The organism is Serratia marcescens (assembly GCF_001902635.1).
GTDB classification, from domain to species: domain Bacteria; phylum Pseudomonadota; class Gammaproteobacteria; order Enterobacterales; family Enterobacteriaceae; genus Serratia; species Serratia marcescens_F.
The window spans coordinates 167,849-193,365 of record NZ_MJAO01000006.1 but is presented as its reverse complement, the minus strand read 5'-3'; the positions used below and the strand labels follow the sequence as shown (position 1 = coordinate 193,365).

Sequence of the window (25,517 nt, the reverse complement as noted above, 5' to 3'; positions counted from 1 at the left end):
TATGTCGTTTAAGATTGCTCTGCTTGCGGGTATCATTTTGCGATACACATTCCAAATGACTAGTTCAGATTTAGCGTTTCTTGAGGATTTTCATGAATAACAACGAGCAGCTTTTCTTAAACGAGCTGGATAACAAATTTTGGAAGGCCGCCGACAAGCTGCGTGCCAATATGGATGCCGCCAACTACAAGCATGTAGTCCTGGGGCTGATCTTTCTAAAATATGTTTCCGATGCCTTCGAGGCGCGCCAGCAGGAGCTGATCACTTTGTTCCGCGATGTTGGTAACCCGGACAACATCTATGCCATGTCACGCGACGATTACGATTCTGATGAAGAGTACGCTCAAGCGATCCAGGAAGAACTAGAGATCGAAGATTACTACACCGAGAAAAACGTCTTCTGGGTACCCAAAGCCGCACGCTGGGAAACGCTGAAAAACAAAGCCATGCTGCCGACCGGGACGGTATTGTGGGTCGATAAGACCACAGGCCAAGAAATTAAACTGCGATCGGTCTCTTGGCTTATCGACAATGCGCTGGATGAAATTGAAAAAACCAACCCAAAACTGAAAGGTATTTTGAACCGCATCAGCCAATTCCAACTGGGCAATGCGGTTTTGACTGGCCTCATCAACACCTTCTCCGACGCGAACTTCAGCAACCCGGAATATAACGGCGAGAAGCTCAGCTTAAAAAGCAAAGATATTCTTGGACACGTTTACGAATATTTCCTCGGCCAGTTTGCACTGGCGGAAGGCAAACAAGGCGGCCAGTACTACACACCAAAAAGTATCGTTACGCTGATTGTCGAAATGCTGCAGCCGTATAACGGGCGCGTGTATGACCCGGCAATGGGTTCTGGCGGGTTCTTCGTCTCTAGCGATCGTTTTATTGAAGAACACGCGGGTGAGAAGAATTACAATGCTGCTGAACAGAAGCGCAATATCTCCGTCTACGGCCAGGAGTCTAACCCGACCACCTGGAAACTGGCGGCGATGAACATGGCGATCCGTGGCATCGACTTTAACTTCGGTACGAAAAACGCCGACACCCTGCTGGATGACCAACACCCGGATTTGCGCGCCGACTTTGTGATGGCTAACCCACCGTTCAATATGAAGGAATGGTGGAACGCTAAGCTGGAAAACGACGTGCGCTGGAAGTACGGCACACCGCCGCAGGGCAACGCTAACTTCGCCTGGATGCAGCACATGATCCACCACCTTGCGCCGAAAGGCTCGATGGCGCTGCTGCTGGCCAACGGTTCAATGAGTTCTAACACCAACAACGAAGGCGAAATCCGTCGTAACCTGATCGAAGCCGATCTGGTGGAGTGTATGGTGGCGCTGCCGGGGCAGCTGTTTACTAACACCCAAATCCCAGCCTGTATCTGGTTTTTAACCAAAGATAAATCCGGCGGCAATGGTAAAGCGCACCGTAAAGGTGAAGTATTGTTTATCGACGCTCGTCAGATCGGCTATATGAAAGACCGCGTACTGCGTGATTTCACCCGCGAAGATATCGCCAAAATTGCCGACACCTTCCACGGCTGGCAGGCAGATAAGGATTACGAAAACGAGGCAGGATTCTGCTTCTCTGCAACTCTTGAAGATATCCAGAAAAACGACTTTGTGCTAACCCCTGGCCGCTATGTCGGTGCTATCGAGCAGGAAGAAGACGATGAGTCATTTGCCGAGAAGATGACACGGCTGACGGCACAGCTTAAAACGCAGATTGAAGAGAGTGCAAAACTGGAAGCGCAGATTAAGGCGAATCTTGGGGGGCTGGGTTATGAGTTTTGAATCCAAATTAAACATAGGATGGGCGGTAAAACCGTTAATTGAATGTACTAAGGACAGGGTTATCTCATATGGTGTTGTTCAACCAGGTAAGCACGAACCTGACGGTATCCCAATTGTTCGAGTAAACAATATCACTTCAAATGATTTCAGTTTGAATAATGTGTTATGCATTTCAAAGGAAATTGAAGAAAAATTTAATCGAACGAGACTGAGTGGGGGAGAAGTGCTACTTACTTTAGTAGGAAGTACCGGACAGAGTATGGTCGCCCCCCAAGAATTATCCGGTTGGAATGTGCCCCGTGCGATTGCAGTAATGCGTATTGATGACGACATTGGTGCAGAATGGGTAAATATATGCTTACAAACTAAAGAAGTTTCCGAATATCTTGATGCAAGAGCGAACACTACTGTTCAAAAAACAATCAACCTAAGAGATGTCCGAGAGATTCCAATTGTTTTACCCCCGAAGCACCTTAAGTCTGTGATTGAATCAATTGCGTTAAGCATCAGTAAAAAAATTAATATTAATACTCAAATCAACCAAACCCTCGAACAAATGGCGCAAGCCCTGTTCAAAAGCTGGTTTGTCGATTTTGAACCGGTAAAAGCTAAAATCGCAGTGCTGGAAGTGGGTGGTTCGCAGGAAGATGCGACGCTTGCCGCCATGATGGCTATTTCCGGGAAAGATGCTGATACGCTGGCGGTTTTTGAACGTGAACCCCCTGAACAATATGCTGAGTTAAAAGCCACAGCAGAACTGTTTCCGTCTGCGATGCAGAATAGTGAGTTGGGGGAGATTCCGGAAGGGTGGGAGCTAAAAACTTTCGGTAAAGTATCAAATTGCCACGATAAAAAAAGAATACCACTATCCAAACCTCAGCGAGAAAAAAAGAAAGGAGATATTCCTTATTATGGAGCAACGTCAATTATGGATTATGTAGATGAATACATATTTGACGGTATATATCTTTTGCTAGGTGAAGATGGCTCTGTTATTAAAGAAAATGGACTTCCATTTACTCAGTACATTTGGGGTAAATCTTGGGTTAATAATCATGCCCATGTACTAACTGGAACTGGAAGTGTCACAACTGAGCATCTAATGGTGTTCATTAAGCAGAAAAGCATAGCAGCGTATGTTACTGGAGCTGTTCAGATGAAGTTGAACCAAAAAAATATGAACAGCATACCTTTTATATTTGCAGATGAGGCAGTGAATAATGTGTTTGGACAGAGAATTGCCTCTATCTATGCAGTCGTCAGAGCTAAAAGTGAAGAAAATTTAACTCTGACTAGTCTCCGTGACACCCTCCTCCCAAAGCTCCTCTCTGGCGAAATCACTCTGCCGGAAACCGAGCAGGCAGTAAGTGAGGTGGAAAATGTATAAAGTTGATATGCCAACTAACAGCCTGCACTCCCTACAGGAAGTCTCTTTCAGCAGTCTCGGCTTTACCGAACGGGGAAATCTACAAGAGTGGCTGGCGCAGAATCCTCAAGCGTTGACTCGCGATAACGACGATGAGCTACTAATTATACAGAAAGAGTTCGCCGGGTTTGACGATACCAAAGAGCGCCTCGACCTGCTAGCAATTGATAAACAGCGCAATCTAGTGATTATAGAAAACAAACTCGATGATTCCGGGCGTGATGTTGTCTGGCAGGCACTGAAGTACGCCGGTTACTGCGCCAATCTGCGTAAAGAGCAAATTCTCGATATCTTCCAGCGTTATCTCGACAAATACGAACAGGAAGAAACCCGTCCAGCGGCGGAAGTCATGGCAGAGTTTCTGGAATGCGAAAGCCTGGATGAAATACAAATCAATCAGAGCCGTACCCAGCGGGTGATGATGGTAGCCGCCAGCTTCCGTAAGGAAGTCACCAATACAGCACTGTGGCTGATGCAATTTGGCCTGCGGGTTCAGTGCTTTAAGGTTAAACCCTATAAATTCAACGACGATATATTCGTTGATATTCGGCAGGTTATCCCTACGCCGGAAGCGGAATCCTTCATGATCGGCATGGCCCAGAAAGAAGCTGAAGAGCTGTCCACCAGTAGTGGTGTTAAAACAACTCTGATGACCCGTAAATCTTTTTGGACCAAGGCACTAGAGCGTCTAAAAACTAGCTCTTGCACGTTGTATAACAATATCAGCCCGTCCACTGACCACTGGCTTAGTGCAGGTTCTGGCATTAGCGCCGTGTCGTATAACCTGATTTTCAGTAAAAAAGAGATTCGGGTTGAGCTGTGGATTGCCAAAGCCTCCGCAGAAAGTAATACCTTTGCTTTTAACTGGCTGCATGAGCGCAAAGAGGCAATTGAAAACGCGTTTGGTCATGCGCTTAAGTGGGAGCCTCTGCCAGGTAAGAAATCCTGTCGAATTTCCTATGCCTGCCCGGCCATCAGCCTTGATGAAGCTAACTGGCCCGAGATGATCGATTGGCTGTTAGTAAACCTGACGGAGTTTGAAAAAGCGCTCGCTCCTTTTATTGCCCCACTGAATATGGCGCTCAAAGAGATTTCAAACGCGCCGGAAGAAATGGAAGAAACCGAGACAGAGGAAGCCTGATGCTGAGTGAAGACGATTTAGAACAGCAAAGCCTGCAGTGGTTTGCTGAACTGGGTTGGGAGGTACTACATGGCCCGGATATCGCGCCCGACGGTGATAATCCGCTGCGTGCTTCGTTCCACGATGTGTTTTTGCGTCCGTTATTGCTGGAACAGCTGCAAAAAATTAATCCGCATCTCCCGGTTGCCGTGCTGGATGAGGTGATATTGCGTATCGCCCATGCACAAAGCCCGGATCTAATCGTCAGTAACAAAGCCTTCCATCACCTGCTGCTCGACGGCGTGCCGGTACAGTACAAGCAGGACGATAACGTTATCCACGATAAAGCACTGTTGATGGATTTTTACCACCCGAACCATAACCGTTTTACGGTGGTCAATCAGGTAGCCATCCAGGGAACGAAGCAGGTGCGTCGCCCGGATGTCATTTGCTATATCAACGGGTTACCGGTGGCAGTGATTGAACTAAAAAGCCCAATTGATGCCAATGCCGATATCTGGGCAGCATTCAATCAGCTACAGACCTATAAAAACGAACTCAGCGATTTGTTTATCTGCAACGAAGCGCTGGTAGTCAGCGACGGCTATAACGCCCGCATTGGATCCCTTACCGCGAACGAAGAGCGTTTTCTTCCGTGGAAAACGCTGTCTAACGAAGACGACAAGCCGCTGTTTGAGTGGCAACTTGAAACGGTAGTTAAAGGATTCTTTAACCGTGAATTGCTGCTCGACTACATTCGTTATTTCATTCTGTTTGAAAGCGATGGTAAAAGACTGATTAAAAAGATTGCTGCTTACCACCAATTCCACGCAGTGCGTGAGGCGGTGGCAGCGACAATTGTGGCCTCTACCGGTAAACACTTGCCGCTACGCAGCAACATCACGCCAGGCAGTAAAAAAGCGGGCGTAGTTTGGCATACTCAAGGTTCTGGTAAGAGTATTTCAATGTGCTGCTACGCCGGGAAGCTGCTGCAACAGGCAGAAATGAACAACCCGACCATCGTGGTAGTGACCGACCGTAACGATCTCGACGGACAACTTTATGCCACGTTCTGCCAGGCGCAAGATTTGCTTAAACAGGAACCGTTGCAGGCGAACGACCGCGACCAGCTCCGCGAGATGCTCAATGCCCGTGAATCAGGCGGAATTATTTTTACCACCGTACAAAAATTTGCCCCGCTGGACGGCGAAAAAACTCACCCAGCGCTCAATCTACGCAGCAATATCGTCGTCATTTCCGATGAGGCGCACCGCAGTCAATATGGCCTTAACGCCACGTTGGATCGCGAAACAGGCGCTTATAAGTACGGTTACGCCAAACATATGCGCGATGCATTACCCAATGCATCGTTTATGGGCTTTACCGGAACACCTGTATCTTCCGAAGATAAAGATACGCGCGCTGTGTTCGGCGATTACGTCTCTATCTACGATATTCAGGATGCAGTGGAAGACGGTGCAACCGTGCCTATCTACTATGAATCGCGTCTGGCAAAACTCGACCTCAACCACGAAGAGCTGGAAACGCTCTCTGAGCAAGTTGATGAGCTGGTCGAAGACGAAGAGACCGATCAGAAAGAGAAAACCAAAGGTGACTGGAGCCGCCTGGAAAAACTTGTAGGTTCTGAACCGCGTATCAATCAGGTGGCTGCCGATCTGGTTCAGCATTTTGAGGCCCGTAACGCCACAATGGATGGCAAAGCGATGATTGTTGCCATGAGCCGTGAAATCTGCGTGAAACTGTATAACGCATTGGTCGCGTTACGTCCAGAATGGCACAGCGATGATGTTGAAAAGGGTGAAATCAAAATCATCATGACCGGCTCAGCCTCCGATAATAAATTCCTGCAGCCGCACATCTACAATAAGCAGACCAAAAAACGCCTTGAAGCACGCTTTAAAGATCTCAACGATCCGCTCAAACTGGTAATTGTGCGCGATATGTGGCTTACCGGGTTTGATGCCCCCTGCTGCCATACCATGTATATCGACAAGCCAATGCGCGGACATAACCTAATGCAGGCCATTGCACGCGTTAACCGTGTCTTTAAAGACAAACCTGGCGGGTTGGTGGTCGATTACATCGGGATTGCTAACGAGCTGAAGCAAGCTTTGAAAACCTATACCGATTCAAAAGGTAAGGGGCAGACCACTATCGATGCTCATGAAGCTTTCGCTATTCTGCTTGAAAAGCTGGATGTAATTCACGGCATGTTTGCCAAAACACCAACCGCTGCCGGGTTTGATTACACTGGTTTTGAAGAAGTACCCCAACGGTTTTTACTCAAAGCTGCAGATTACGTGCTGGGCCTCGATGATGGTAAAAAACGCTTTTTTGATGTCGTACTGGCAATGAACAAAGCCTGGTCACTGTGCAGTACGCTGGATGAAGCCAAACCATTGCAAAAAGAGATAGCGTTTCTGTCAGCGGTGAAAGTAGCGATTATCAAGCTGACGACAACCGACAAGAAATTCAGCCAGTCAGAGAAAAACACGCTGCTCGGTAAAATCCTTGATAACGCTATTATTGCGACAGGGGTGGATGATGTGTTTGCACTGGCGGGGTTGGGAAAACCCAATATCGGCTTACTTTCAGAAGAGTTTTTAGAAGAAGTGCGTGAAATGCCTCAGCGTAATCTGGCCGTTGAATTGCTAGAGAAGTTGTTGAACGACGGAATTCATGCTCGTACAAAAAATAACGTAGTACAGGAGAAAAAGTATTCAGATCGCCTTAGGGCCGTATTGCTTAAGTACAATAACCGCGCAATAGAAACTGCACAGGTAATTGAAGAGCTTATACAGATGGCTAAAGAGTTCCAAGAAGCCATGGCACGCGACGATGCTCTAGGTCTCAATCCGGATGAGATCGCGTTCTACGATGCATTAGCAGAAAACGAAAGTGCTGTGCGTGAACTAGGTGACGAAACGCTCAAAAAACTGGCAATTGAAGTTACCTTGAAACTGCGACAGTCCACTACGGTAGACTGGCAAGTACGAGAAAGTGTGCGTGCCAGACTGCGTATTTTGGTAAGACAAACACTGCGTAAATATAAATACCCTCCGGATAAAACCGCAGGCGCAGTTGAGCTTATTTTGAAACAAGCCGAGGTTGTTTCGAATAATTGGACCAGCTAATAAATATAAAGGGAGGGCACATCACCTCCCATCTCTAATAATTTAGGCTTGCGAGGATAACATCTGATGAATCGTTCAACAAAACAGTTGAAACTCTTGGACTCACTTAGGTTACATGAAAAAAACAATCATAAGTTCTCTATAAAAGATCTTGTTAACTCTACCGGCTACAATGAAAATAGCATCAGAAAATATATTAATGAAAAGTTAAACGGCGTTTACTTACACCCAATCAATGAAAAAGAATGGCGATGTGATGGGCTATTAAAATTATCAAATGATGATTTTATAAGAATGATGTCTCAATCTTTGAAAGCAAAAACCGTCACACCTGAGTTGAAGATATATAAAGGACTATTAAAGCGCAGTTTAGATGCTTTCATCCTTTCACTTGAAGTATATAACAGGCCAAGCTTAGATAACCGTGTTGAAGCATTTTGCATTCTTTCAATAAATGCGTGGGAATTATTACTTAAGGCTGAATTAATTAAAGCGCTAAGTTTGGATACTGTATTCAAGTCTAGTGGCCATTCGATTAGTATAAGTGATGCACTAAATAAAAGATTACAACAGAATGATCCCGTCAGGAAGAATCTAGAAACACTAGTTGAATTACGAGATAGCGCGATACACTTACTTATCCCTGAATTACAGCCCGAGTTGTCAAGACTATTCCAAGCAAATGTACTGAACTATCAACAGCGATATTTAAATGAAACAGGTTCATCACCGTTATCAGGCCAAAGCATTGGAATGCTCAGCTTAGTTATTGATGGTCCACAGAGTGATATCTCTATTATTAAAGAAAACTATGGGAGTATGACAGCAGCAGTAGCTGAAGAGTTTCTGGGAAGATTCAATAAAAATGCAAGTGAATATGATTCTGTAGAATTCACAATACCAGTGGACTATAAGTTAACGCTAACAAAAAATACTAAAGAGAGTGATTTGTCATTAGGCATAGGTGAGAAAGGTCATAATGCCATTATTATTAGAGAGGTCAGAGATCCAGATATCACCCATCCTTATTATGAAGGGACAGCCATTGAAAGAATAAACAATCAGCAAAGTGAGTTCTCGATCACTCGATATTCATTCAGAGCTGTAATTAGTAAACACAAAGTTCAAAACAACAAAAAATCCCCTATGCATTTTGAAATTGACAAGAGACATAGATACTCTGAAAAATTCATAATATGGTTTGTAGATAGTTTAAAACAGCCAGAATGGTTAGATGATGCAATCAGTTATTTGAAAAACAAGAAAGTAAAAAAGATAGTTAGTTAATTATCCCGATATTGCAGCTATGCATGCACCGTCGTAAGTAGCTGCTAACTTTTCATAGAAAAGCAGAAGTTGTAAAAAGATAGACGAATCAGTTTAATTAATCCTAACAACACACATAGACTCCTATCACCTTCAATAATAGTACCAGTTTCACCCCATATCTCTTGAGAATGAAATAGTCCGCAATTATCGATGCCTGCAGTTCCATGCTGTAGTGGTGCAGCAAAGGTTTATCAAGCCGATATTGATAACTTACCGCCCAACTGAGAAGCCCACGGGTACGTACCCACAGCCCTTCTGGTGCTGCCAAACGTGTACCATCTCATGAATAAAAAGATGCTGAGCTTCAGGATCCTGGCTCGCATAATCCTTTTTATATAAAGCCCTACGAAAGTACGGCTCCCCATTCTGACTCATCGCCGTGTACTGATTCTGTAACCCAAATGGCAGGTAGCTATCGCAGTGAACCAACACGCCCTGATAGAAAATAGTGCTGCCAAACACTGAACGCGCCAGGTTGGCCTAGCCCGGAGTTAACGCCCGCATGATCCCTTCCTGTTTTGGCTCCATCCTGGAACTCCTTGATCCGAAAGAGTTCAATAAGACGAAATTTTATCCTTTAATATCAATCAGATGATAATTAGGAAAGCATCAGGAAGATCTGGGTTTTACTAAAATGGGAAATGCGTCAATACAGAGTCAAATAGGCAGGCAGTGGCAACAGGCAGATTCCAAACACAAAAAAACCACCTTTCGGTGGCTTCTTGTTCGCGCGGTACTTAATGGTGCCGAAGGCCGGACTCGAACCGGCACGTATCTCTACGGTTGATTTTGAATCAACTGCGTCTACCGATTTCGCCACTTCGGCACTGAAGTAGTATGCGGAAAACGGGTGCATTATACCTTTCAGCGATCCGCGTGCAACACTTATCCGTTGTTCAATGAGTTAAGTGTCGAAAAAAGCGCCGCAGCGCACGTTTGCCCACTCTCTCTCAGCTCCCCGCCGCTCAGCCGCGTCACAAACCCTGTGCCATATCACATTAATTATCACAGGATAGTGTTGCGCAGAGAAACCTGCCAGATAGAGAATAATAAGAAATTAATCATATAGTTAATTTAAAAACCACCCCAAACACCCACGCCGGCATTTGTGATAACCGTCGCTTACTTGTTAACCGCGATGATTGAAGATGTTCCTCCATAACAAAAAATAACAGCTTCGCGGCGCCCCTGCCGCCGCCGGGGCCACAGGAGCGAACATGATCCCGTCTGAACGCCGCGATTACATCTATCGCTATGTGCATGAATATCAGCTGGCTAGCATCAGCGCGCTGTCGGAGCTGATGAGCGTCTCGCACATGACAGTACGGCGCGATATCCGCGTGCTGGAAGAGCAAGGCAAAGTGGTCAGCGTCAGCGGCGGCGTGCGCCTGAGCGAGGCGTTGCGCCAGGAGCTGGCCTATTGCGAGAAGGCGCAGCTGCACCATCGCCACAAGCGCGAGATCGGCAAATACGCCGCCGGGTTGGTGGAAGACGGTCAGGTAGTCTATCTCGACGCCGGCACCACCACCTTCGAGATCGCCCGCAGCCTGGCGGAGCGCTTCAATCTGACGGTAGTCACCAACGATTTTTCCATCATCCAGCATCTGATGAATCGCCCGCAGCTCAGCCTGTTCCACACCGGCGGCCAGGTGGATCAGCGCAACTACTCCTGCGTCGGCAACAGCGCCGCCATACTGTTGCGCAGCCTGAATATCGACGTGGCTTTCATCAGCACCAGCTCGTGGGATCTGGAGCACGGCCTCTCCACGCCGCACGAGGAGAAGGTGCTGGTCAAGCAGGCGCTGCTGGAGGTCGCTCGCCGCCGGGTGCTGGTCTCCGACAGCAGCAAGTACGGCAAATACGGCATGTTCCGCGTCTGCCCGCTGGAGGCGCTGAGCGACATCATCTGCGACGCCGCGCTGCCGCCGGAAGCGCAGCAGTTGCTGCGCGAGCGCGGTCTGCAACTGCACAACGTCCAACTCTGATAACAACAACGCTAGGGAAAGGAGCACCATATGAACATCGTCATCACCGGCGGCGCCGGTTTTCTCGGCCAGCGGCTGGCGAAAGCGCTGCTACACGGCAGTTGTCCGCTGGCCTTCGACAGGCTGATCCTGGCGGACATCACCCCTCCGCCCGCCCCGCTGCCGGATGCGCGCCTGCAGTGTCTGGCGCTCGATCTGTCGCAGCCCGGCGCGGCGGAGCGGCTGATCGACGCCGACTGCGGCGTGCTGTTCCACCTGGCGGCCATCGTCAGCAGCCACGCGGAGAGCGATTTCGATCTCGGCATGCAAGTCAATTTCGACGCCACCCGCCAATTGCTGGAAGCGGCGCGCCGCCGGGCGCCGGGCATGAAGTTTATCTTCACCAGTTCGCTGGCGGTGTTCGGCGGCGAGCTGCCGCCGGTGATCGACGATCGCTGCGCGGTCACCCCACAATCCTCCTACGGCACGCAGAAGGCGATGTGCGAGCTGCTGATCAACGACTATGCGCGCAAAGGCTTCGTCGATGGCCGCGTGCTGCGCCTGCCCACCATCAGCGTGCGGCCGGGCAAGCCGAACAAGGCGGCCTCGTCGTTCGCCAGCGGCATCATCCGCGAGCCGCTGCACGGTGAGCAGGCGGTGTGCCCGGTAGACGCCGAGCTGGCGCTGTGGCTCTCCAGCCCAGCCGCGGTGGTGCGCAACTTCATCCGCGCCGCCACGCTGCCCGCTTCGGCGTTCGGCACGCTGCGCACGCTCAACCTGCCCGGCATCAGCGTGCGCGTGCGGGAGATGCTCGAAGCACTGCGCACGGTGGCCGGTGACGCCGTCGCCGCACGGGTGCGCTTCGAGCCGGACGCCGCCATCAACCGCATCGTTGCAGGTTGGCCAGGCAAGTTCGACACCGGGCGGGCGCAACAGTTGGGCTTTATTGCCGATGAAAGCTTCGAGCAGGCGATCCGCACCTTTATCCGCGATGACATGCCGCAAGGCGGGGGCTGATCATGGCGATGTATACCCCAATCATCGGGCTGGCGGTGGCGGTGTTCGCGCTGATCTTCCTGGTGCTGCGCACCCGCGTGCATGCGTTGATCGCCATGCTGATCGCCGCCTCCATCGCCGGCATTACCGGCGGGATGGGCGCCACGCAAACCGTCGACGCCATCACCAAGGGCTTCGGCTCCACGCTCGGCAGCATCGGCATCGTCATCGGGCTGGGGGTGATGATGGGCCGGGTGCTGGAAGTCTCCGGCGCCGCCGAGCAGATCGCCTACAGCTTTATCAAATGGCTGGGCAAAAAGCGCGAAGAGTGGGCGCTGGCCATCACCGGCTATATCGTCAGCATCCCGATCTTTGTCGATTCGGCGTTCATCATCCTCTATCCGCTGGTCAAGGCGCTGGCGAAAAAGGGCAAGCGCAACCTGCTGACGCTTGGCGTCGCGTTGGCGGGCGGGCTGATCCTCACCCACCACGCGGTGCCGCCAACACCGGGGCCGCTGGGCGTGGCGGGCATCTTCGGCGTGGATATCGGCGCCATGATGCTGGCCGGGCTGGTGCTGGCCATCCCCTGTGTGATCGGCATCGTGCTGTATGCGCGCTGGCTAGGCACGCGCTACCCAGACTTTATGCCGCAGGAAGAGGAAGCGCCGCAGGATCTGCGCGCCGCGCATCAGCAGTATCTGGCGGAGAAAGAGGGCAAGGCGCTGCCGAGCCTGACGTTATCACTGTTGCCGATCCTGACGCCGATCGGGCTGATCTTCGTCAACGCGGTCAACAATATGCTGGCCAAGCGCGAGGGCATGGGCTGGCTGGCGGAAAGCCTGTGGGGCCAAAGCTTCGCCTTTCTCGGCTCGCCGATGATCGCACTGGCGATCAGCGTGCTGCTGGCGGTGTACACCCTGATGCCGCACGCCAACAAGCACGACACGCTGGAGCGGCTGGAGGAAGGCCTGCAGACCGCCGGCATCATCCTGCTGGTCACCGGCGCCGGTGGCGCGCTGGGGGCGGTATTGCGCGAGAGCGGCGCCGGCACGCAGCTGGCGCAGCAGGTCGCCGGGCTGCCGATATCGCCGGTGCTGATCCCGTTCGTCATCGCCACACTGGTACGGGTGATACAGGGTTCCGGCACGGTGGCGATGATCACCGCCGCGTCGATCTCAGCACCGATCGTCAGCCTGCTGCCCGGCGTCAATATGCTGGCGGCGGCGCAGGCGGCCACCCTGGGCGCGCTGTTCTTCAGCTACTTCAACGACAGCATGTTCTGGGTGGTCAACCGCATGATGGGCATCAAGGATGTACGCCAACAGATGATGGTGTGGTCGGTGCCCACCACTATCGCCTGGGCCATCAGCCTGTGCGGCGTGGTGTTGCTGGACTGGCTGCTGTAACGCTTCCTCCTTCAGCTACAAGGCGCGATCTATGGGGAACGCGCCTTGCCTTCCTCTTACTGCTGCCATGGGTTCTGCTCAACCAAAGCAAGTGCTAAAAGATCCCGAAGCGGAATGACAATACTGCGCATAATTACCGGGCAATGATTCGGCCAATAAAAAATGAGTCTGCAAAACATTCCAGAAACACTACTTTTACTTTTTGACATTTAACAGGAAATAATTAATTCAACGCAGGATCTTCATCGAAGATGAGGTTATTTTCGTTGGATAGCGCTCTAGCCAAAACCATCAAAAAATAGCTTACACTCCTGGCAAAATAGCTACCTGGCGCTAAAAACCAGCAGAGAGCACTTGCCTCTGCGGAGTTAATAGTTTTAAGATGATGCAAGAAAATTTTCCCTGGTGTTGGCCTATATTGGCAGCCTGGCCCGACGAGGCCAGGTTTTTTTTTATATTTTTATCAGCGATATATAAGGGAAAAATTGTACTAATTTAGTGAGTTAGACACCAATCAAACTAAGACACAGTGCTTTGACAGACCGTTAGTCGTTCAGACGGATTATTATGTAGCACCGAAAAAAATCGACTACCATCACTATATTCATCCACCACCCTTTCAATCAAAATAATATAATTCCTATCTGATTTTATCTATTTTTTAGATTTATATCGAATGTCATCAACTATAGGAACATGTCAGCCTATCGGCGGAATAATTCCGTGCCAACAAAAAAGGCGCGGCCCCGCGGCCACGCCTTTCTTCAAATACCGATTGTGCCGCTATTTGCGTTTGAGCAGCATATACACGCTGATCAGCAGGAACAGCATGCTCGGCAGCAGCGCACCCAGCACCGGCGGCATGTTGTATACCATGCTCAGCGGGCCGAAGATCTGATCCAGCACGTAGAACAGGAAGCCAAAGCTGATGCCGGTCACCACGCGGATGCCCATCGGCACGCTGCGCAGCGGGCCGAAGATGAACGACAGCGCCATCAGCATCATCACCGCCACCGACAGCGGCGAGAAGATCTTGCTCCACATGTTGAGCTGGTAACGGCTGGACTCCTGGCCGCTCTGCTTCAGGTACTTCACGTAGTTGTGCAGCCCGCTGATGGAAAGCGAATCCGGATCCAGCGCCACCACGCCCAGCTTGTCCGGGGTCAGGTTGGTTTTCCATTCGCCGGTCAGCGTCTGGGTGCCGGTCACCTGTTTCGGGTTGGTCAGATCCGAGGTGTCCACCTGCGAAAGCTGCCACAGGCCTTTCTCGAAGCTGGCGGTGGCGGCATAGCGCACCGTCTCCAGGCGACGCTGATCGTTGAAGTGGTAGATGTTCACGCCGGAGAGTTCTTTATCGCCGGAGACGCGCTCGATGTAGATGAAGTCGTTGCCGTCCTTCGCCCACAGCCCGCTCTTGGTGGAGAGCAGCGAGCCGCCGTACATCTGCTGGGCGCGGTAGTTGCGCGCCATCTGCTCGCCCTGCGGCGCCACCCACTCGCCGATAGCCATGGTCAGCAACACCAGCGGAATGGCGGTTTTCATCACCGAGCCGGCGATCTGCAGGCGGGTGAAGCCGGAAGCCTGCATCACCACCAGTTCGCTACGCGTCGCCAGCTGGCCCAGGCCGAGCAGCGCGCCGAGCAGCGCCGCCATCGGGAAGAAGATCTCGATGTCTTTCGGCACGCTCAGCAGGGTGTACATGCCGGCGCTCAGCGCGGTGTATTCGCCCTGGCCCACCTTGCGCAGCTGATCGACGAACTTGATGATGCCGGACAGCGACACCAGCATGAACAGCGTCATGATGATGGTGTTGAAAATCGTTTTACCGATATAACGGTCTAATACGCCAAACATCAGGCCGCTCCTCTCAGGCGTGCGCGCAGTTTGCGCATCGGCACGGTATCCCACAGGTTCAGCGCCAGCGCCAGCGCGAAGTAAGCGCCGTTAACCAGCCACAGCCACAGCATCGGATCCAGCTTGCCCTTGCCGGCGTTGGAGCGCAGCGAGGTCTGCAGCAGGAAGAAGATCAGATACAGCAGGATGGCCGGCAGCATGCTCAGCACGCGGCCCTGGCGCGGGTTCACCACGCTGAGCGGCACCACCAGCAGCGCCATCAGCGCCACCGACACCACCAGCGTCAGGCGCCAATGCAGCTCGGCGCGCGCGTCCGGATCGTCGGATTCCCACAGCGTCTGCATCGACATCTGCTCGGATTCGGTGTTGTCCGCCGCCACGGTGCGGTGGCCAATCACCGCTTTGTAGTCGTTGAAGTCGGTAATGCGGAAGTCGCGCAGCAGCGCGGTGCCTTCAAAGCGGGTGCCCTTGTCGAGCGTCACCACCTGCGAGCCGTCTTTCTGCTGCACGATGTTGCCGTGTTCAGCTACCACCACCGACGGGCGTTGGTTGCCGTTCGGCCGCAGCTGCGCCAGGAACACGTCGTTGAAGGTGCTGCCCTTCACGTTGCCGATAAACAGCACCGCGTTGCCGTCCTGCGAGGGTTTGAACTGCCCTTCTGCCAGCCCGGCGATGCTCGGGTTGGCCTTGGCTTCGTTCACCACCACGTCCTGATAGCGCGAGGCCCAGGGGCCGGCCCAGAACACGTTCACCGCCGCGACCGCAGAGGTGAACAGCGCCAGGATCATGGCGGCGATAATCAGGGTGCGTTTGCCCAGCCCGCAGGCGTGCATGACGGTGATTTCGCTCTCGGTATACAACCGCCCAAGCGTCATCAGCAAGCCGAGAAACAGGCTCAAAGGCAGGATGAGCTGCGCCATTTTCGGCACGCCCAACGCGAGCAGGGAGAGTACTAAGTTTGTCGGGATATTGCCGTCCACCGCGTCGCCCAACACCCTGACCAGGTTCTGACAAAAGAAGATCAGAAGCAGGATGAACAGGATGGCGATTTGGCTCTTGAGCGTTTCCCGTACCAGATATCTTATGATGATCACGCTTATTACGCCTGTGAAAACTTGTCTTTTTGCAGGAAAATCGATAATTTCATCGTTAATCCGCCATTTATTCTCATCATATGGCAACCTTCACAGCTAAAATAGTATTACAACATCAAGCCGTTTGGGTGTCCTATAGGAACTTGCTTATAGTCGCCAAAACAGAGCAATTTATGCCGTTCAGGTTAACATAATCTGTTAACTCAAATGGCAGGAGATCGTTACGGAGTCGGTTATTCTAGCCGTAGCGTCCGCCTTTGTCTTTAAGATTCAGGAGAGTGCATGGAGTTCAGTGTAAAAAGCGGTAGCCCGGAAAAACAGCGCAGTGCCTGTATTGTAGTCGGCGTTTTCGAACCGCGCCGCCTGTCCCCTATCGCAGAACAACTCGACAAAATCAGTGATGGTTATATCAGCGCATTGCTGCGCCGTGGCGAACTGGAAGGCAAGGTCGGGCAGACGCTGCTACTGCACCATGTGCCCAACATTCTCTCCGAGCGCATCCTGCTGATCGGCTGCGGCAAAGAGCGCGAGCTCGATGAGCGCCAATACAAGCAGGTGATCCAGAAAACCATCAATACCCTCAACGATACCGGCTCGATGGAAGCGGTCTGCTTCCTGACCGAACTGCACGTGAAAGGCCGCAATACCTACTGGAAAGTGCGCCAGGCGGTGGAAACCGCCAAAGAGACGCTCTACACCTTCGATCAGCTGAAAAGCAACAAGGTGGAGCCGCGTCGTCCGCTGCGCAAAATGGTGTTCAACGTGCCGACCCGCCGTGAGCTCACCAGCGGTGAACGCGCCATCCAACACGGCCTGGCGGTGGCTTCCGGTATCAAGGCAGCCAAAGATCTCGGCAACATGCCCCCGAACATCTGTAACGCCGGCTACCTGGCCTCGCAGGCCCGCCAGCTGGCGGACGCCTTCAGCACCCACATCACCACCCGCGTCATCGGCGAACAGCAGATGAAAGAGCTGGGCATGAACGCTTATCTGGCGGTCGGTGCCGGTTCGCAGAACGAATCATTGATGTCGGTGATGGAATATAAGGGCAACCCGAATCCGGACGCTAAGCCGATCGTGCTGGTAGGCAAAGGGCTGACCTTCGACTCCGGCGGCATCTCGATCAAACCGGCCGACGGCATGGACGAGATGAAATACGACATGTGCGGCGCGGCGACCGTGTACGGCGTGATGCGCGTGGTGGCGGAGCTGAACCTGCCGCTGAACGTGATCGGCGTGCTGGCCGGCTGTGAAAACATGCCGGGCGGCCGGGCGTACCGTCCGGGCGACGTGCTGACCACCATGTCCGGCCAGACCGTCGAGGTGCTGAACACCGACGCCGAAGGCCGTCTGGTGCTGTGCGACACCCTGACCTACGTCGAGCGCTTCGAGCCGGAGCTGGTGATCGATATCGCCACCCTGACCGGCGCCTGTGTGATCGCCTTGGGCCACCACATCACCGGCCTGATGTCGAACCACAACCCGCTGGCGCACGAGCTGCTGGGCGCTTCCGAGCAGGCCGGCGACCGCGCCTGGCGTCTGCCGATGGCCGACGAGTACTACGAGCAGCTGGACTCCAACTTCGCCGACATGGCGAACATCGGTGGCCGCCCTGGCGGTGCCATCACCGCCGCCTGCTTCCTGTCGCGCTTCACCCGCAAGTACACCTGGGCACACCTGGATATCGCCGGCACCGCCTGGCGTTCCGGTAAAGCCAAGGGCGCGACCGGCCGCCCGGTAGCGCTGTTGTCGCAGTTCTTATTGAACCGCGCGGGCCTGAACGGCGACGATTAAATACCCTTCATCTTTCAAGCCGCAGCGTTGTTGGCCGCATTCGTTCACCCCAGTCACTGACTTGATGTCAGCTCCTGGGGATGAACGAACTTGCCGCCTAGCTGCAACTTGAAATCTATTGGGTATATAATCCTCTCAGCAGCGAAGGGGTAGAGTTATCTGCTCCGTTCCCTAAAAGGGCGCAACCGACATGTTGTGCCCTGTTTTTTTATCGGCAGCGGTGGATCCTTAATGAAACAGGCGACGTTTTATTTGCTCGACAACGCGGAACCGTCAGGCGCGCTCAGCGCCCATGAGGCCGTGGCCTGTGCCGTTGCCGCCGAACGCTGGCGTGCCGGCAAGCGGGTGCTGATCGCCTGCGAGAGCCAGGAGCAGGCCCAGCGGCTGGACGAAGCGCTGTGGCAGCGCGAGCCGCATGAATTCGTGCCGCACAACCTGGCCGGCGAAGGGCCGCACTACGGTGCGCCGGTGGAACTGTGCTGGCCCGGCAAGCGCGGCAATGCCCCGCGCGATCTGCTGATCGCCCTGCTGCCGCAGTTTGCCGATTTTGCTACCGCTTTCCATGAAGTGGTAGACTTCGTTCCTTACGAAGACACTCTGAAACAGTTGGCGCGCGACCGTTACAAGGCCTATCGCAGCGTCGGCTTCCATTTGACCACGGCTACGCCGCCAACTCACTGAATACGATAAAGAATGGAAAAGACAAACAGTCAGCTCGACACCGCATACGACCCAAAACAGATCGAACAGAAGCTGTACGATCACTGGGAAGGTCAGGGTTACTTCAAGCCGAACGGCGACACCAGCCAGGAAAGCTTCTGCATCATGATCCCGCCGCCGAACGTCACCGGCAGCCTGCACATGGGCCACGCGTTCCAGCAGACCATCATGGACACCATGATTCGCTATCAGCGCATGCAGGGTAAAAACACCCTGTGGCAGGCGGGCACCGACCACGCCGGCATCGCCACCCAGATGGTGGTGGAGCGCAAAATCGCCGCGGAAGAAGGCAAAACCCGCCACGACTACGGCCGTGACGCGTTCATCGACAAAATCTGGCAGTGGAAAGCGGAATCCGGCGGCACCATCACCCGCCAGATGCGCCGTCTGGGCAACTCCGTGGACTGGGAGCGCGAGCGCTTCACCATGGACGAAGGCCTGTCGAACGCGGTGCGCGAAGTGTTTGTCCGTCTGCACAAAGAAGACCTGATCTACCGCGGCAAGCGCCTGGTGAACTGGGATCCGAAGCTGCGCACCGCTATCTCCGATCTGGAAGTGGAAAACCGCGAATCCAAAGGCTCCATGTGGCACCTGCGCTACCCGCTGGCCGACGGCGCGAAAACCGCCGAGGGCAAAGACTATCTGGTGGTTGCCACCACCCGTCCGGAAACCGTGCTGGGCGATACCGGCGTGGCGGTCAACCCGGAAGATCCGCGCTATAAAGACCTGATCGGCAAAGAGATCATTCTGCCGCTGGTCGGCCGCCGCATCCGCATCGTCGGCGACGAGCACGCCGATATGGAAAAAGGCACCGGCTGTGTGAAGATCACCCCGGCGCACGATTTCAACGACTACGAAGTCGGCAAACGCCACGGCCTGCCGATGATCAACATTCTGACCTTCGACGGCGACATCCGTCAGGAAGCGGAAGTGTTCAACACCCTGGGCGAAGTCTGCACCGACTACTGCAACGAGATCCCGGCCGAGTTCCGTGGCCTGGAGCGCTTCGCGGCGCGTAAAGCGGTGGTTGCCGCCTTCGATCAGTTGGGCCTGCTGGACGAGATCAAACCGCACGACCTGACGGTGCCTTACGGCGACCGCGGCGGCGTGGTGATCGAGCCGATGCTGACCGACCAATGGTACGTGCGCACCGCGCCGCTGGCCAAAGTGGCGGTGGAAGCGGTCGAACAGGGCCAAATCGAGTTCGTGCCGAAGCAGTACGAAAACATGTACTTCAGCTGGATGCGCGACATTCAGGACTGGTGCATCTCGCGTCAGCTGTGGTGGGGCCACCGTATCCCTGCCTGGTATGACGTGAACGGCAAAGTCTACGTGGGCCGCAGCGAAGAAGAAGTGCGCAGCGAGAACAACCTGGGCGCCGACGTGGTGCTGACCCAGGACGAAGACGTGCTGGACACCTGGTTCTCGTCCGGCCTGTGGACCTTCTCCACCCTGGGCTGGCCGGAGCAGACCGACGCGCTGAAAACCTTCCACCCGACCAGCGTGATGGTCAGCGGCTTCGACATCATCTTTTTCTGGATCGCGCGCATGATCATGCTGACCATGCACTTCATCAAGGATGAAAACGGTAAGCCGCAGGTGCCGTTCAAGACCGTCTACATGACCGGCCTTATCCGCGACGACGAAGGCCAGAAGATGTCCAAGTCGAAAGGCAACGTGATCGATCCGCTGGACATGGTCGACGGCATCTCGCTGGAAGATCTGCTGGAAAAACGCACCGGCAACATGATGCAGCCGCAGCTGGCGGAGAAAATCCGCAAGCGCACCGAGAAGCAGTTCCCGAACGGCATCGAGCCGCACGGCACCGACGCCCTGCGCTTCACCCTGGCGGCGCTGGCCTCGACCGGCCGCGACATCAACTGGGACATGAAGCGCCTGGAAGGCTACCGCAACTTCTGTAACAAGCTGTGGAACGCCAGCCGCTTCGTGCTGATGAACACCGAAGCGCACGACTGCGGCTTCAACGGCGGCGAGAAAGTGCTGTCGTTGGCGGATCGCTGGATCCTGGCCGAATTCAACCGCACGGTGAAAGCCTACCGCGAAGCGCTGGATACCTACCGCTTCGATCTGGCGGCCAACATCCTGTACGAATTCACCTGGAACCAGTTCTGCGACTGGTATCTGGAGCTGACCAAGCCGGTGGTGAGCAACGGCAGCGAAGCGGAACAGCGCGGCACCCGCCACACGCTGATCACCGTGCTGGAAGCGTTGCTGCGCCTGGCGCACCCGATCATTCCGTTCATCACCGAAACCATCTGGCAGCGCGTGAAGCCGCTGACCGGCACGACCGCAGACACCATCATGCTGCAGCCGTTCCCGGCCTACGACGCCGCGCTGGAAGACGAGCAGGCGCTGAACGATCTGGAGTGGATCAAGCAGACCATCATCGCCGTGCGCAACATCCGCGCCGAGATGAACATCGCGCCAAGCAAGATGCTCGACGTGCTGCTGCGCAACTGCAGCGCCGACGCCCAGCGCCGCGTGCAGGAGAACCAAAGCTTTATCGCCCGTTTGGCGCGCCTGGAGTCCATCGCGCTGCTGCCGGCCGGTGATAAAGGCCCGGTCTCCGTCACCAAGCTGGTGGACGGCGCCGAGCTGCTGATCCCAATGGCCGGTTTCATCGACAAAGACGCCGAGATCGCGCGTCTGGCGAAAGAGATGGGCAAACTGGATGCGGAAATCGCTTCGATCGAAGGCAAGCTGGCGAACGAAGGCTTCGTGGCGCGCGCGCCGGAAGCAGTGGTCGCCAAAGAGCGCGATCGTCTGGCGGCCTGCAAAGAAGGCAAAGTGAAGCTGCAGGAACAGCAGGCGACCATCGCCGCGCTGTAATTCACCGGCTCACGCCAACGCCTAAAAACAGCGGGGTCTTCCCCGCTGTTTTTTTATCGCCGTTGCATCCGGGCCGGGTTAGATGTTATTACAAGATATTACTGCTGCAGGGACGCCGCCGGGAAATAATCCCCGGCGCGTTTCGTGCTGCGATAAAAACGAAAAACGAACGTGGTCTCTTTCAATGGCGAGTGTAAACATGACAACAGCAACCCCGGTGCGCCTGCTGGTGCGCCCTATCACGGCGGAAGACAATGCCGCCATTGCTCACGTCATTCGCGAAGTCTCCGCCGAGCACGGCCTGACGGCGGATAAAGGCTATACCGTCTCCGATCCCAATCTGGACGCCCTGTATCAGCTCTACAGCCTGCCGCGCAGCGCTTACTGGGTGATCGAGGTGGACGGCCAGGTCGCCGGCGGCGGCGGCATCGCGCCGCTGCAGGGCGGTGCTGACGACATTTGCGAATTGCAGAAGATGTATTTCCTGCCGGTGCTGCGCGGCAAGGGATTGGCGAAACGCCTAGCGCTGCAGGCGCTGGATTTCGCCCGCCAACACGGCTTCCGCTGTTGTTACCTCGAGACCACCGGCAGCCTGACGCAGGCCGTCGCGCTGTACGAACACCTGGGCTTCGAACACATCGACCACGCGATGGGCGCCACCGGCCACGTCGATTGCGAAGTCACCATGCTGAAAACGCTGTAATCACCCCCGCCTCCCCATCCGGGCGCAGCTTGCTGCGCCTTTTTATTAATATCGCAATCAATCAGTAAAACTCGCTATAACGCCGTTTTTCAAGCAGATAAACTGACGTTAAAAACCACTATGTAAATTTAATGTGAAGTTCGTTAATAAATTAACGATTGTAAATTGACCGCCTTTTCCCCCGCGTTACTCTGCCAGTATCCCAATCGCGCACGGAGAGCTGTCATGTCGGAAAATACCTTTGATTACATCATCGTCGGCGCCGGATCCGCCGGCTGTGTGCTGGCGGCGCAGTTGATCCGCCGCACCCAGGCGCGGGTGCTGCTGCTGGAAGCCGGCGGCGACGACAATAACCTGTTCATCAAGATGCCGGCCGGCGTGGCCAAGATCATCGCCAAAAAGAGCTGGCCCTACGAGACGGAACCGGAACCGCACGCCAACAACCGCCGCATGCAGATCGCGCAGGGCAAGGTGCTGGGCGGCAGCAGTTCGGTCAACGGCATGATCTACCTGCGCGGCCAGCCGCAGGACTACGACGACTGGGCCGAGCGCTACGGCTGCACCGGCTGGAGCTACCGGGAGGTGCTGCCCTACTTCAAACGCGCCGAAGCCAACGAAAGCCTGTCGGACGACTACCACGGCGCCGATGGGTTGCTGCCGGTCAGCGAAAACCGCTACCGCCACCCGCTGAGCATGGCGTTTATCCGCGCCGGCCAGGAGCTGAACCTGCCCTATCGCAACGACTTCAACGGCGACAGCCAGCACGGCGTCGGTTTCTATCAAACCACCACCCACAACGGCGAACGCGCCAGCACCGCCCGCACCTACCTGAAGGCGGTGCGCGACGAACGGCGGCTGGTGGTGAAACTGAACGCCCTGGCGCATCGGCTGACTTTTGAGGGCAACGTCGCCACCGGCGTGGTCTACAGCCAGAACGGCGGCGCGGAAATGACTGCACGCGCCACCAAAGAGGTGATCGTCAGCGCCGGCGCGGTCGGTTCGCCGAAGCTGCTGATGCTGTCCGGCATCGGCCCGCGCGACCACCTGCAGCAGCTGGGCATCGAGGTGCGGGCGGATCTGCCGGTGGGCAAAAACTTCCACGACCATCTGCACATGTCGATCAACGTCAGCACCCGCGAGCCGATCAGCCTGTTCGGCGCCGATCGCGGCCTGCAGGCGCTGAGCCACGGCGCGCAGTGGCTGGCGTTTCGCAGCGGCGTGCTTTCGTCCAACGTGCTGGAAGGCGCCGCCTTCACCGACAGCCAGGGCGGCGGCCGGCCGGACGTGCAGATCCACTTCCTGCCGCTGCTGGACAGCTGGGACGACGTGCCCGGCGAGCCGCTGCCGAACATTCACGGCTTCACGCTCAAGGTCGGCTACCTGCAGCCGAAGGCGCGCGGCGAAGTGCTGCTGCGCAGCAGCAACCCGCGCGATCCGGTCAAGCTGCACGCCAACTACCTCGGCCATCCGGACGATCTGGCCGGCAGCGTGCGTGCGGTGAAGTTTGGCCTGGGCTTCCTGCAAACTGCGGCGCTGAAGCCGCTGATCAAAGATCTGCTGATGCCGCAGCCGGAGTGGACGCGCGACGAAGCGCAGCTGGAAGAGTTCGTGCGCAACTTCTGCAAGACGGTGTATCACCCGGTGGGCAGCTGCCGCATGGGGCCATCGCCGCAGGACGCGGTGACCGATCCGCAGCTGCGGGTGCACGGTTTTGAGCAGCTGCGGGTGATCGACTGCTCGGTGATGCCGCAGCTCACCAGCGGCAACACCAATGCGCCGACCATCATGCTGGCGGAAAAGGCGGTGGATCTGTTGCTGGGCGCGCCGCAGTAGGGGCGCCCCTCAACGTCATGCGGCGGCGGGCACGCCGCTGTGGAAACGCAGCTCGCTGTCCGGGGACAGGATCAGTTCAGCTTCGAGGCGGCCGAAATGCGCCACCCGTTCGCTGATGTCGCCGCCGGCGATCTGCTCGGCCAGCGTCAGGTAGTCCTGATAGTGGCGCGCTTCGGATCGCAGCAGCGAGACGTAAAAGCGGTTCAGCTCGTCGTCCAGGTGCGGCGCCAGTTTGGCGAAGCGTTCGCAGGATCGCGCTTCGATGTAGGCACCGCAGATCAATTTGTCGATCAGCGTCGCCGGATCGTGGGTGCGGATCTCGCGGATCATGCCTTTGGCATAGCGGCTGGCGGTGATCTTGCGATACGGGATCCCGCGCGCCTGCATGATCTCCAGCACCTGCGAGAAGTGGTGCAACTCTTCCTTGATTAACAACACCATGCGATCCGCCAGATCCTGGCCGTAGGCAGACCCGTTTTTCGGCAGGATCTTGCGGGTGAACTGGCCCTGCCGGAACAGCGTGTCGGGCGCACCCTGCGCTTCGTGCAGAAACGCCTCGTAGGGGCGCAGCAGCGCCAACAGCGCATCGCCGCTCTCTTTATCCGCCACATAGCGGCGGATCAGCCACATGCCGGTCTGCGCGGCTTTCAGCTCGCACACCAGGTGGTCGGTCAGCAACAGCTGCAGGTTCTCCGGACGGCGCGCGGCGTCGATCCAGGCATCGGGAGTTTCACAGTGCAGGAAGCTTAAAATCGGGGCTAACAGGGATTGGTATGTCATCGGCTTCATTGCCCTATGTATTTCAAGTTGCAGCTAGGCGGCCAGCTCACTCATCCCCAGGAGCTTACTTAGGTAAGTGACTGGGGTGAGAGAGTGCAGCTAACAACGCTGCTGCTTGAAAGACGACGGGGATATCAGGGGCCGGCGAGAACCGGCCCACAGGTATTGATCGGAAAGGGATTAGTGGCGTTTGCCGTCGTCGTCTTCGTCGATGTAGTCGCCGTCTTCGTCATCCTCACCGTCTTCACCGTTCGGATCTTCGAAGTAGGTGCCCCAGCCGTCGTAGTTGACGCCGCAGCGTTCCGCCAGCGCCACCAGCTGTTCTACCTGGGCGTCGATCAGCTCGGGGTTCAGGCCGACTTCGCTGATCACGTCGCAGCACATCACCATCGAACCGTCTTCCACTTCCAGCTCTTCGGCGTCGGTCACTTCGTAGCCCAGCTTGAAGGCTTCAACGGCGGCCTGCTCCAGAACCTCAAATTTCTCGGCGGACAGATGGTGCTCGATGGTGTAGAGCGCGTCCGGATCGCTGCCGTCTTCCAGCAGTTCTTCGATGATCAGGCGAGTCTCTTCACGTTGTTCTTCCAGCAATTCGCGGTTTGCCATGCCTATATCCTCAAGTCAAATGGCCTTCATTCCTTCTATTTTCACACACCGCCGACATTGCTTCCACGATAAACGTGAAAGATTT

17 protein-coding genes and 1 tRNA gene are annotated in these 25,517 nt (G+C 54.8%); 13 read left to right on the top strand and 5 right to left on the bottom strand.

Annotated features, from left to right (window positions below; all coding sequences use genetic code 11):
- Positions 1 to 92 precede the first annotated feature (92 nt).
- The 5 genes from BHU62_RS08025 to BHU62_RS08005 all read left to right on the top strand — a co-directional run bounded on the left by BHU62_RS08025 (position 93) and on the right by BHU62_RS08005 (position 8,790).
- The gene (locus tag BHU62_RS08025) at positions 93 to 1,802 is read left to right on the top strand and encodes a type I restriction-modification system subunit M (RefSeq protein WP_073531442.1); all 1,710 of its coding nucleotides are present in this window, start codon (positions 93 to 95) and stop codon (positions 1,800 to 1,802) included.
- Positions 1,792 to 3,189 carry a restriction endonuclease subunit S gene (locus BHU62_RS08020; protein ID WP_073531441.1) on the top strand — a complete coding sequence of 466 codons (1,398 nt, stop codon included), beginning with the start codon at positions 1,792 to 1,794 and terminating at the stop codon, positions 3,187 to 3,189. The genes BHU62_RS08025 and BHU62_RS08020 overlap by 11 nt, the downstream gene beginning before the upstream one ends.
- Positions 3,182 to 4,369, top strand: a complete 1,188-nt coding sequence (locus BHU62_RS08015) for a DUF4268 domain-containing protein (protein ID WP_073531440.1) — start codon at positions 3,182 to 3,184, stop codon at positions 4,367 to 4,369. Before BHU62_RS08020 ends, BHU62_RS08015 begins: the two co-directional genes overlap by 8 nt.
- The gene (locus BHU62_RS08010; protein ID WP_073531439.1) at positions 4,369 to 7,503 is read left to right on the top strand and encodes a type I restriction endonuclease subunit R; all 3,135 of its coding nucleotides are present in this window, start codon (positions 4,369 to 4,371) and stop codon (positions 7,501 to 7,503) included. Before BHU62_RS08015 ends, BHU62_RS08010 begins: the two co-directional genes overlap by 1 nt.
- Before the next feature lie 66 nt (positions 7,504 to 7,569).
- Positions 7,570 to 8,790: a DUF3644 domain-containing protein gene (locus BHU62_RS08005; protein ID WP_073531438.1), complete on the top strand. Its 1,221-nt coding sequence runs from the start codon at positions 7,570 to 7,572 to the stop codon at positions 8,788 to 8,790.
- Positions 8,791 to 9,573: 783 nt separating this feature from the next.
- Here BHU62_RS08005 and BHU62_RS07995 read toward each other — a convergent pair.
- Positions 9,574 to 9,658: transfer RNA gene (locus BHU62_RS07995), tRNA-Leu, on the bottom strand.
- A 391-nt stretch (positions 9,659 to 10,049) separates the two neighbouring features.
- On the opposite strand from BHU62_RS07995, the gene BHU62_RS07990 reads away from it, so the two are divergent.
- Genes BHU62_RS07990 through BHU62_RS07980 form a run of 3 tightly spaced genes read left to right on the top strand, consistent with a single transcriptional unit; the run spans position 10,050 to position 13,198 of the window.
- Positions 10,050 to 10,817, top strand: a complete 768-nt coding sequence (locus BHU62_RS07990; RefSeq protein ID WP_073531437.1) for a DeoR/GlpR family DNA-binding transcription regulator — start codon at positions 10,050 to 10,052, stop codon at positions 10,815 to 10,817.
- Between the two features lie 30 nt (positions 10,818 to 10,847).
- The gene (gene denD / locus BHU62_RS07985) at positions 10,848 to 11,813 is read left to right on the top strand and encodes a D-erythronate dehydrogenase (protein ID WP_073531436.1); all 966 of its coding nucleotides are present in this window, start codon (positions 10,848 to 10,850) and stop codon (positions 11,811 to 11,813) included.
- Positions 11,813 to 13,198: a GntP family permease gene (locus tag BHU62_RS07980; protein ID WP_236720652.1), complete on the top strand. Its 1,386-nt coding sequence runs from the start codon at positions 11,813 to 11,815 to the stop codon at positions 13,196 to 13,198. Before denD ends, BHU62_RS07980 begins: the two co-directional genes overlap by 1 nt.
- Before the next feature lie 783 nt (positions 13,199 to 13,981).
- On the opposite strand, the gene lptG is transcribed toward BHU62_RS07980, so the two are convergent.
- The gene (lptG, locus tag BHU62_RS07975) at positions 13,982 to 15,052 is read right to left on the bottom strand and encodes an LPS export ABC transporter permease LptG (RefSeq protein WP_073531434.1); all 1,071 of its coding nucleotides are present in this window, start codon (positions 15,050 to 15,052) and stop codon (positions 13,982 to 13,984) included.
- Positions 15,052 to 16,146 carry an LPS export ABC transporter permease LptF gene (gene lptF, locus BHU62_RS07970; protein ID WP_073531433.1) on the bottom strand — a complete coding sequence of 365 codons (1,095 nt, stop codon included), beginning with the start codon at positions 16,144 to 16,146 and terminating at the stop codon, positions 15,052 to 15,054. Before lptF ends, lptG begins: the two co-directional genes overlap by 1 nt.
- Before the next feature lie 282 nt (positions 16,147 to 16,428).
- Here lptF and pepA point away from each other — a divergent pair, with 282 nt between their 5' ends.
- From pepA to BHU62_RS07945, 5 genes are all read left to right on the top strand, one after another.
- A complete protein-coding gene (gene pepA, locus BHU62_RS07965; RefSeq protein WP_033636874.1) occupies positions 16,429 to 17,940 on the top strand; it encodes a leucyl aminopeptidase in 1,512 nt (503 codons plus the stop codon).
- 231 nt (positions 17,941 to 18,171) lie between these two features.
- Positions 18,172 to 18,621 (top strand): DNA polymerase III subunit chi, encoded by a 450-nt coding sequence (locus tag BHU62_RS07960; RefSeq protein ID WP_019453292.1) that lies wholly within the window; start codon positions 18,172 to 18,174, stop codon positions 18,619 to 18,621.
- A 12-nt stretch (positions 18,622 to 18,633) separates the two neighbouring features.
- A complete protein-coding gene (locus tag BHU62_RS07955; protein WP_073531432.1) occupies positions 18,634 to 21,510 on the top strand; it encodes a valine--tRNA ligase in 2,877 nt (958 codons plus the stop codon).
- A 199-nt stretch (positions 21,511 to 21,709) separates the two neighbouring features.
- Positions 21,710 to 22,213, top strand: a complete 504-nt coding sequence (locus BHU62_RS07950) for a GNAT family N-acetyltransferase (protein WP_073531431.1) — start codon at positions 21,710 to 21,712, stop codon at positions 22,211 to 22,213.
- A 225-nt stretch (positions 22,214 to 22,438) separates the two neighbouring features.
- Complete coding sequence (locus tag BHU62_RS07945) at positions 22,439 to 24,046, top strand: GMC family oxidoreductase (protein WP_073531430.1); 1,608 nt, start codon at positions 22,439 to 22,441, stop codon at positions 24,044 to 24,046.
- A gap of 15 nt (positions 24,047 to 24,061) precedes the next feature.
- Here the strand turns inward: BHU62_RS07945 and miaE are convergent, their stop codons facing one another.
- Both miaE and rraB read right to left on the bottom strand, forming a co-directional pair.
- Positions 24,062 to 24,826 (bottom strand): tRNA isopentenyl-2-thiomethyl-A-37 hydroxylase MiaE, encoded by a 765-nt coding sequence (gene miaE, locus BHU62_RS07940; RefSeq protein WP_015376459.1) that lies wholly within the window; start codon positions 24,824 to 24,826, stop codon positions 24,062 to 24,064.
- Between the two features lie 180 nt (positions 24,827 to 25,006).
- The gene (rraB, locus tag BHU62_RS07935; RefSeq protein ID WP_073531429.1) at positions 25,007 to 25,432 is read right to left on the bottom strand and encodes a ribonuclease E inhibitor RraB; all 426 of its coding nucleotides are present in this window, start codon (positions 25,430 to 25,432) and stop codon (positions 25,007 to 25,009) included.
- Positions 25,433 to 25,517: the final 85 nt, after the last annotated feature.

Excerpts from the sequence above, each read along its gene's own strand:
- lptG (WP_073531434.1), bottom strand. The coding sequence starts at position 15,052 with ATGTTTGGCGTATTAGACCGTTATATCGGTAAAACGATTTTCAACACC.
- BHU62_RS07960 (WP_019453292.1), top strand. The coding sequence starts at position 18,172 with ATGAAACAGGCGACGTTTTATTTGCTCGACAACGCGGAACCGTCAGGC.
- BHU62_RS08015 (WP_073531440.1), top strand. The coding sequence starts at position 3,182 with ATGTATAAAGTTGATATGCCAACTAACAGCCTGCACTCCCTACAGGAA.
- BHU62_RS07950 (WP_073531431.1), top strand. The coding sequence starts at position 21,710 with ATGACAACAGCAACCCCGGTGCGCCTGCTGGTGCGCCCTATCACGGCG.
- BHU62_RS08005 (WP_073531438.1), top strand. The coding sequence starts at position 7,570 with ATGAATCGTTCAACAAAACAGTTGAAACTCTTGGACTCACTTAGGTTA.
- BHU62_RS08010 (WP_073531439.1), top strand. The coding sequence starts at position 4,369 with ATGCTGAGTGAAGACGATTTAGAACAGCAAAGCCTGCAGTGGTTTGCT.
- BHU62_RS07990 (WP_073531437.1), top strand. The coding sequence starts at position 10,050 with ATGATCCCGTCTGAACGCCGCGATTACATCTATCGCTATGTGCATGAA.
- rraB (WP_073531429.1), bottom strand. The coding sequence starts at position 25,432 with ATGGCAAACCGCGAATTGCTGGAAGAACAACGTGAAGAGACTCGCCTG.
- BHU62_RS08025 (WP_073531442.1), top strand. The coding sequence starts at position 93 with ATGAATAACAACGAGCAGCTTTTCTTAAACGAGCTGGATAACAAATTT.
- BHU62_RS08020 (WP_073531441.1), top strand. The coding sequence starts at position 1,792 with ATGAGTTTTGAATCCAAATTAAACATAGGATGGGCGGTAAAACCGTTA.
- denD (WP_073531436.1), top strand. The coding sequence starts at position 10,848 with ATGAACATCGTCATCACCGGCGGCGCCGGTTTTCTCGGCCAGCGGCTG.
- BHU62_RS07945 (WP_073531430.1), top strand. The coding sequence starts at position 22,439 with ATGTCGGAAAATACCTTTGATTACATCATCGTCGGCGCCGGATCCGCC.
- miaE (WP_015376459.1), bottom strand. The coding sequence starts at position 24,826 with ATGACATACCAATCCCTGTTAGCCCCGATTTTAAGCTTCCTGCACTGT.
- BHU62_RS07955 (WP_073531432.1), top strand. The coding sequence starts at position 18,634 with ATGGAAAAGACAAACAGTCAGCTCGACACCGCATACGACCCAAAACAG.
- pepA (WP_033636874.1), top strand. The coding sequence starts at position 16,429 with ATGGAGTTCAGTGTAAAAAGCGGTAGCCCGGAAAAACAGCGCAGTGCC.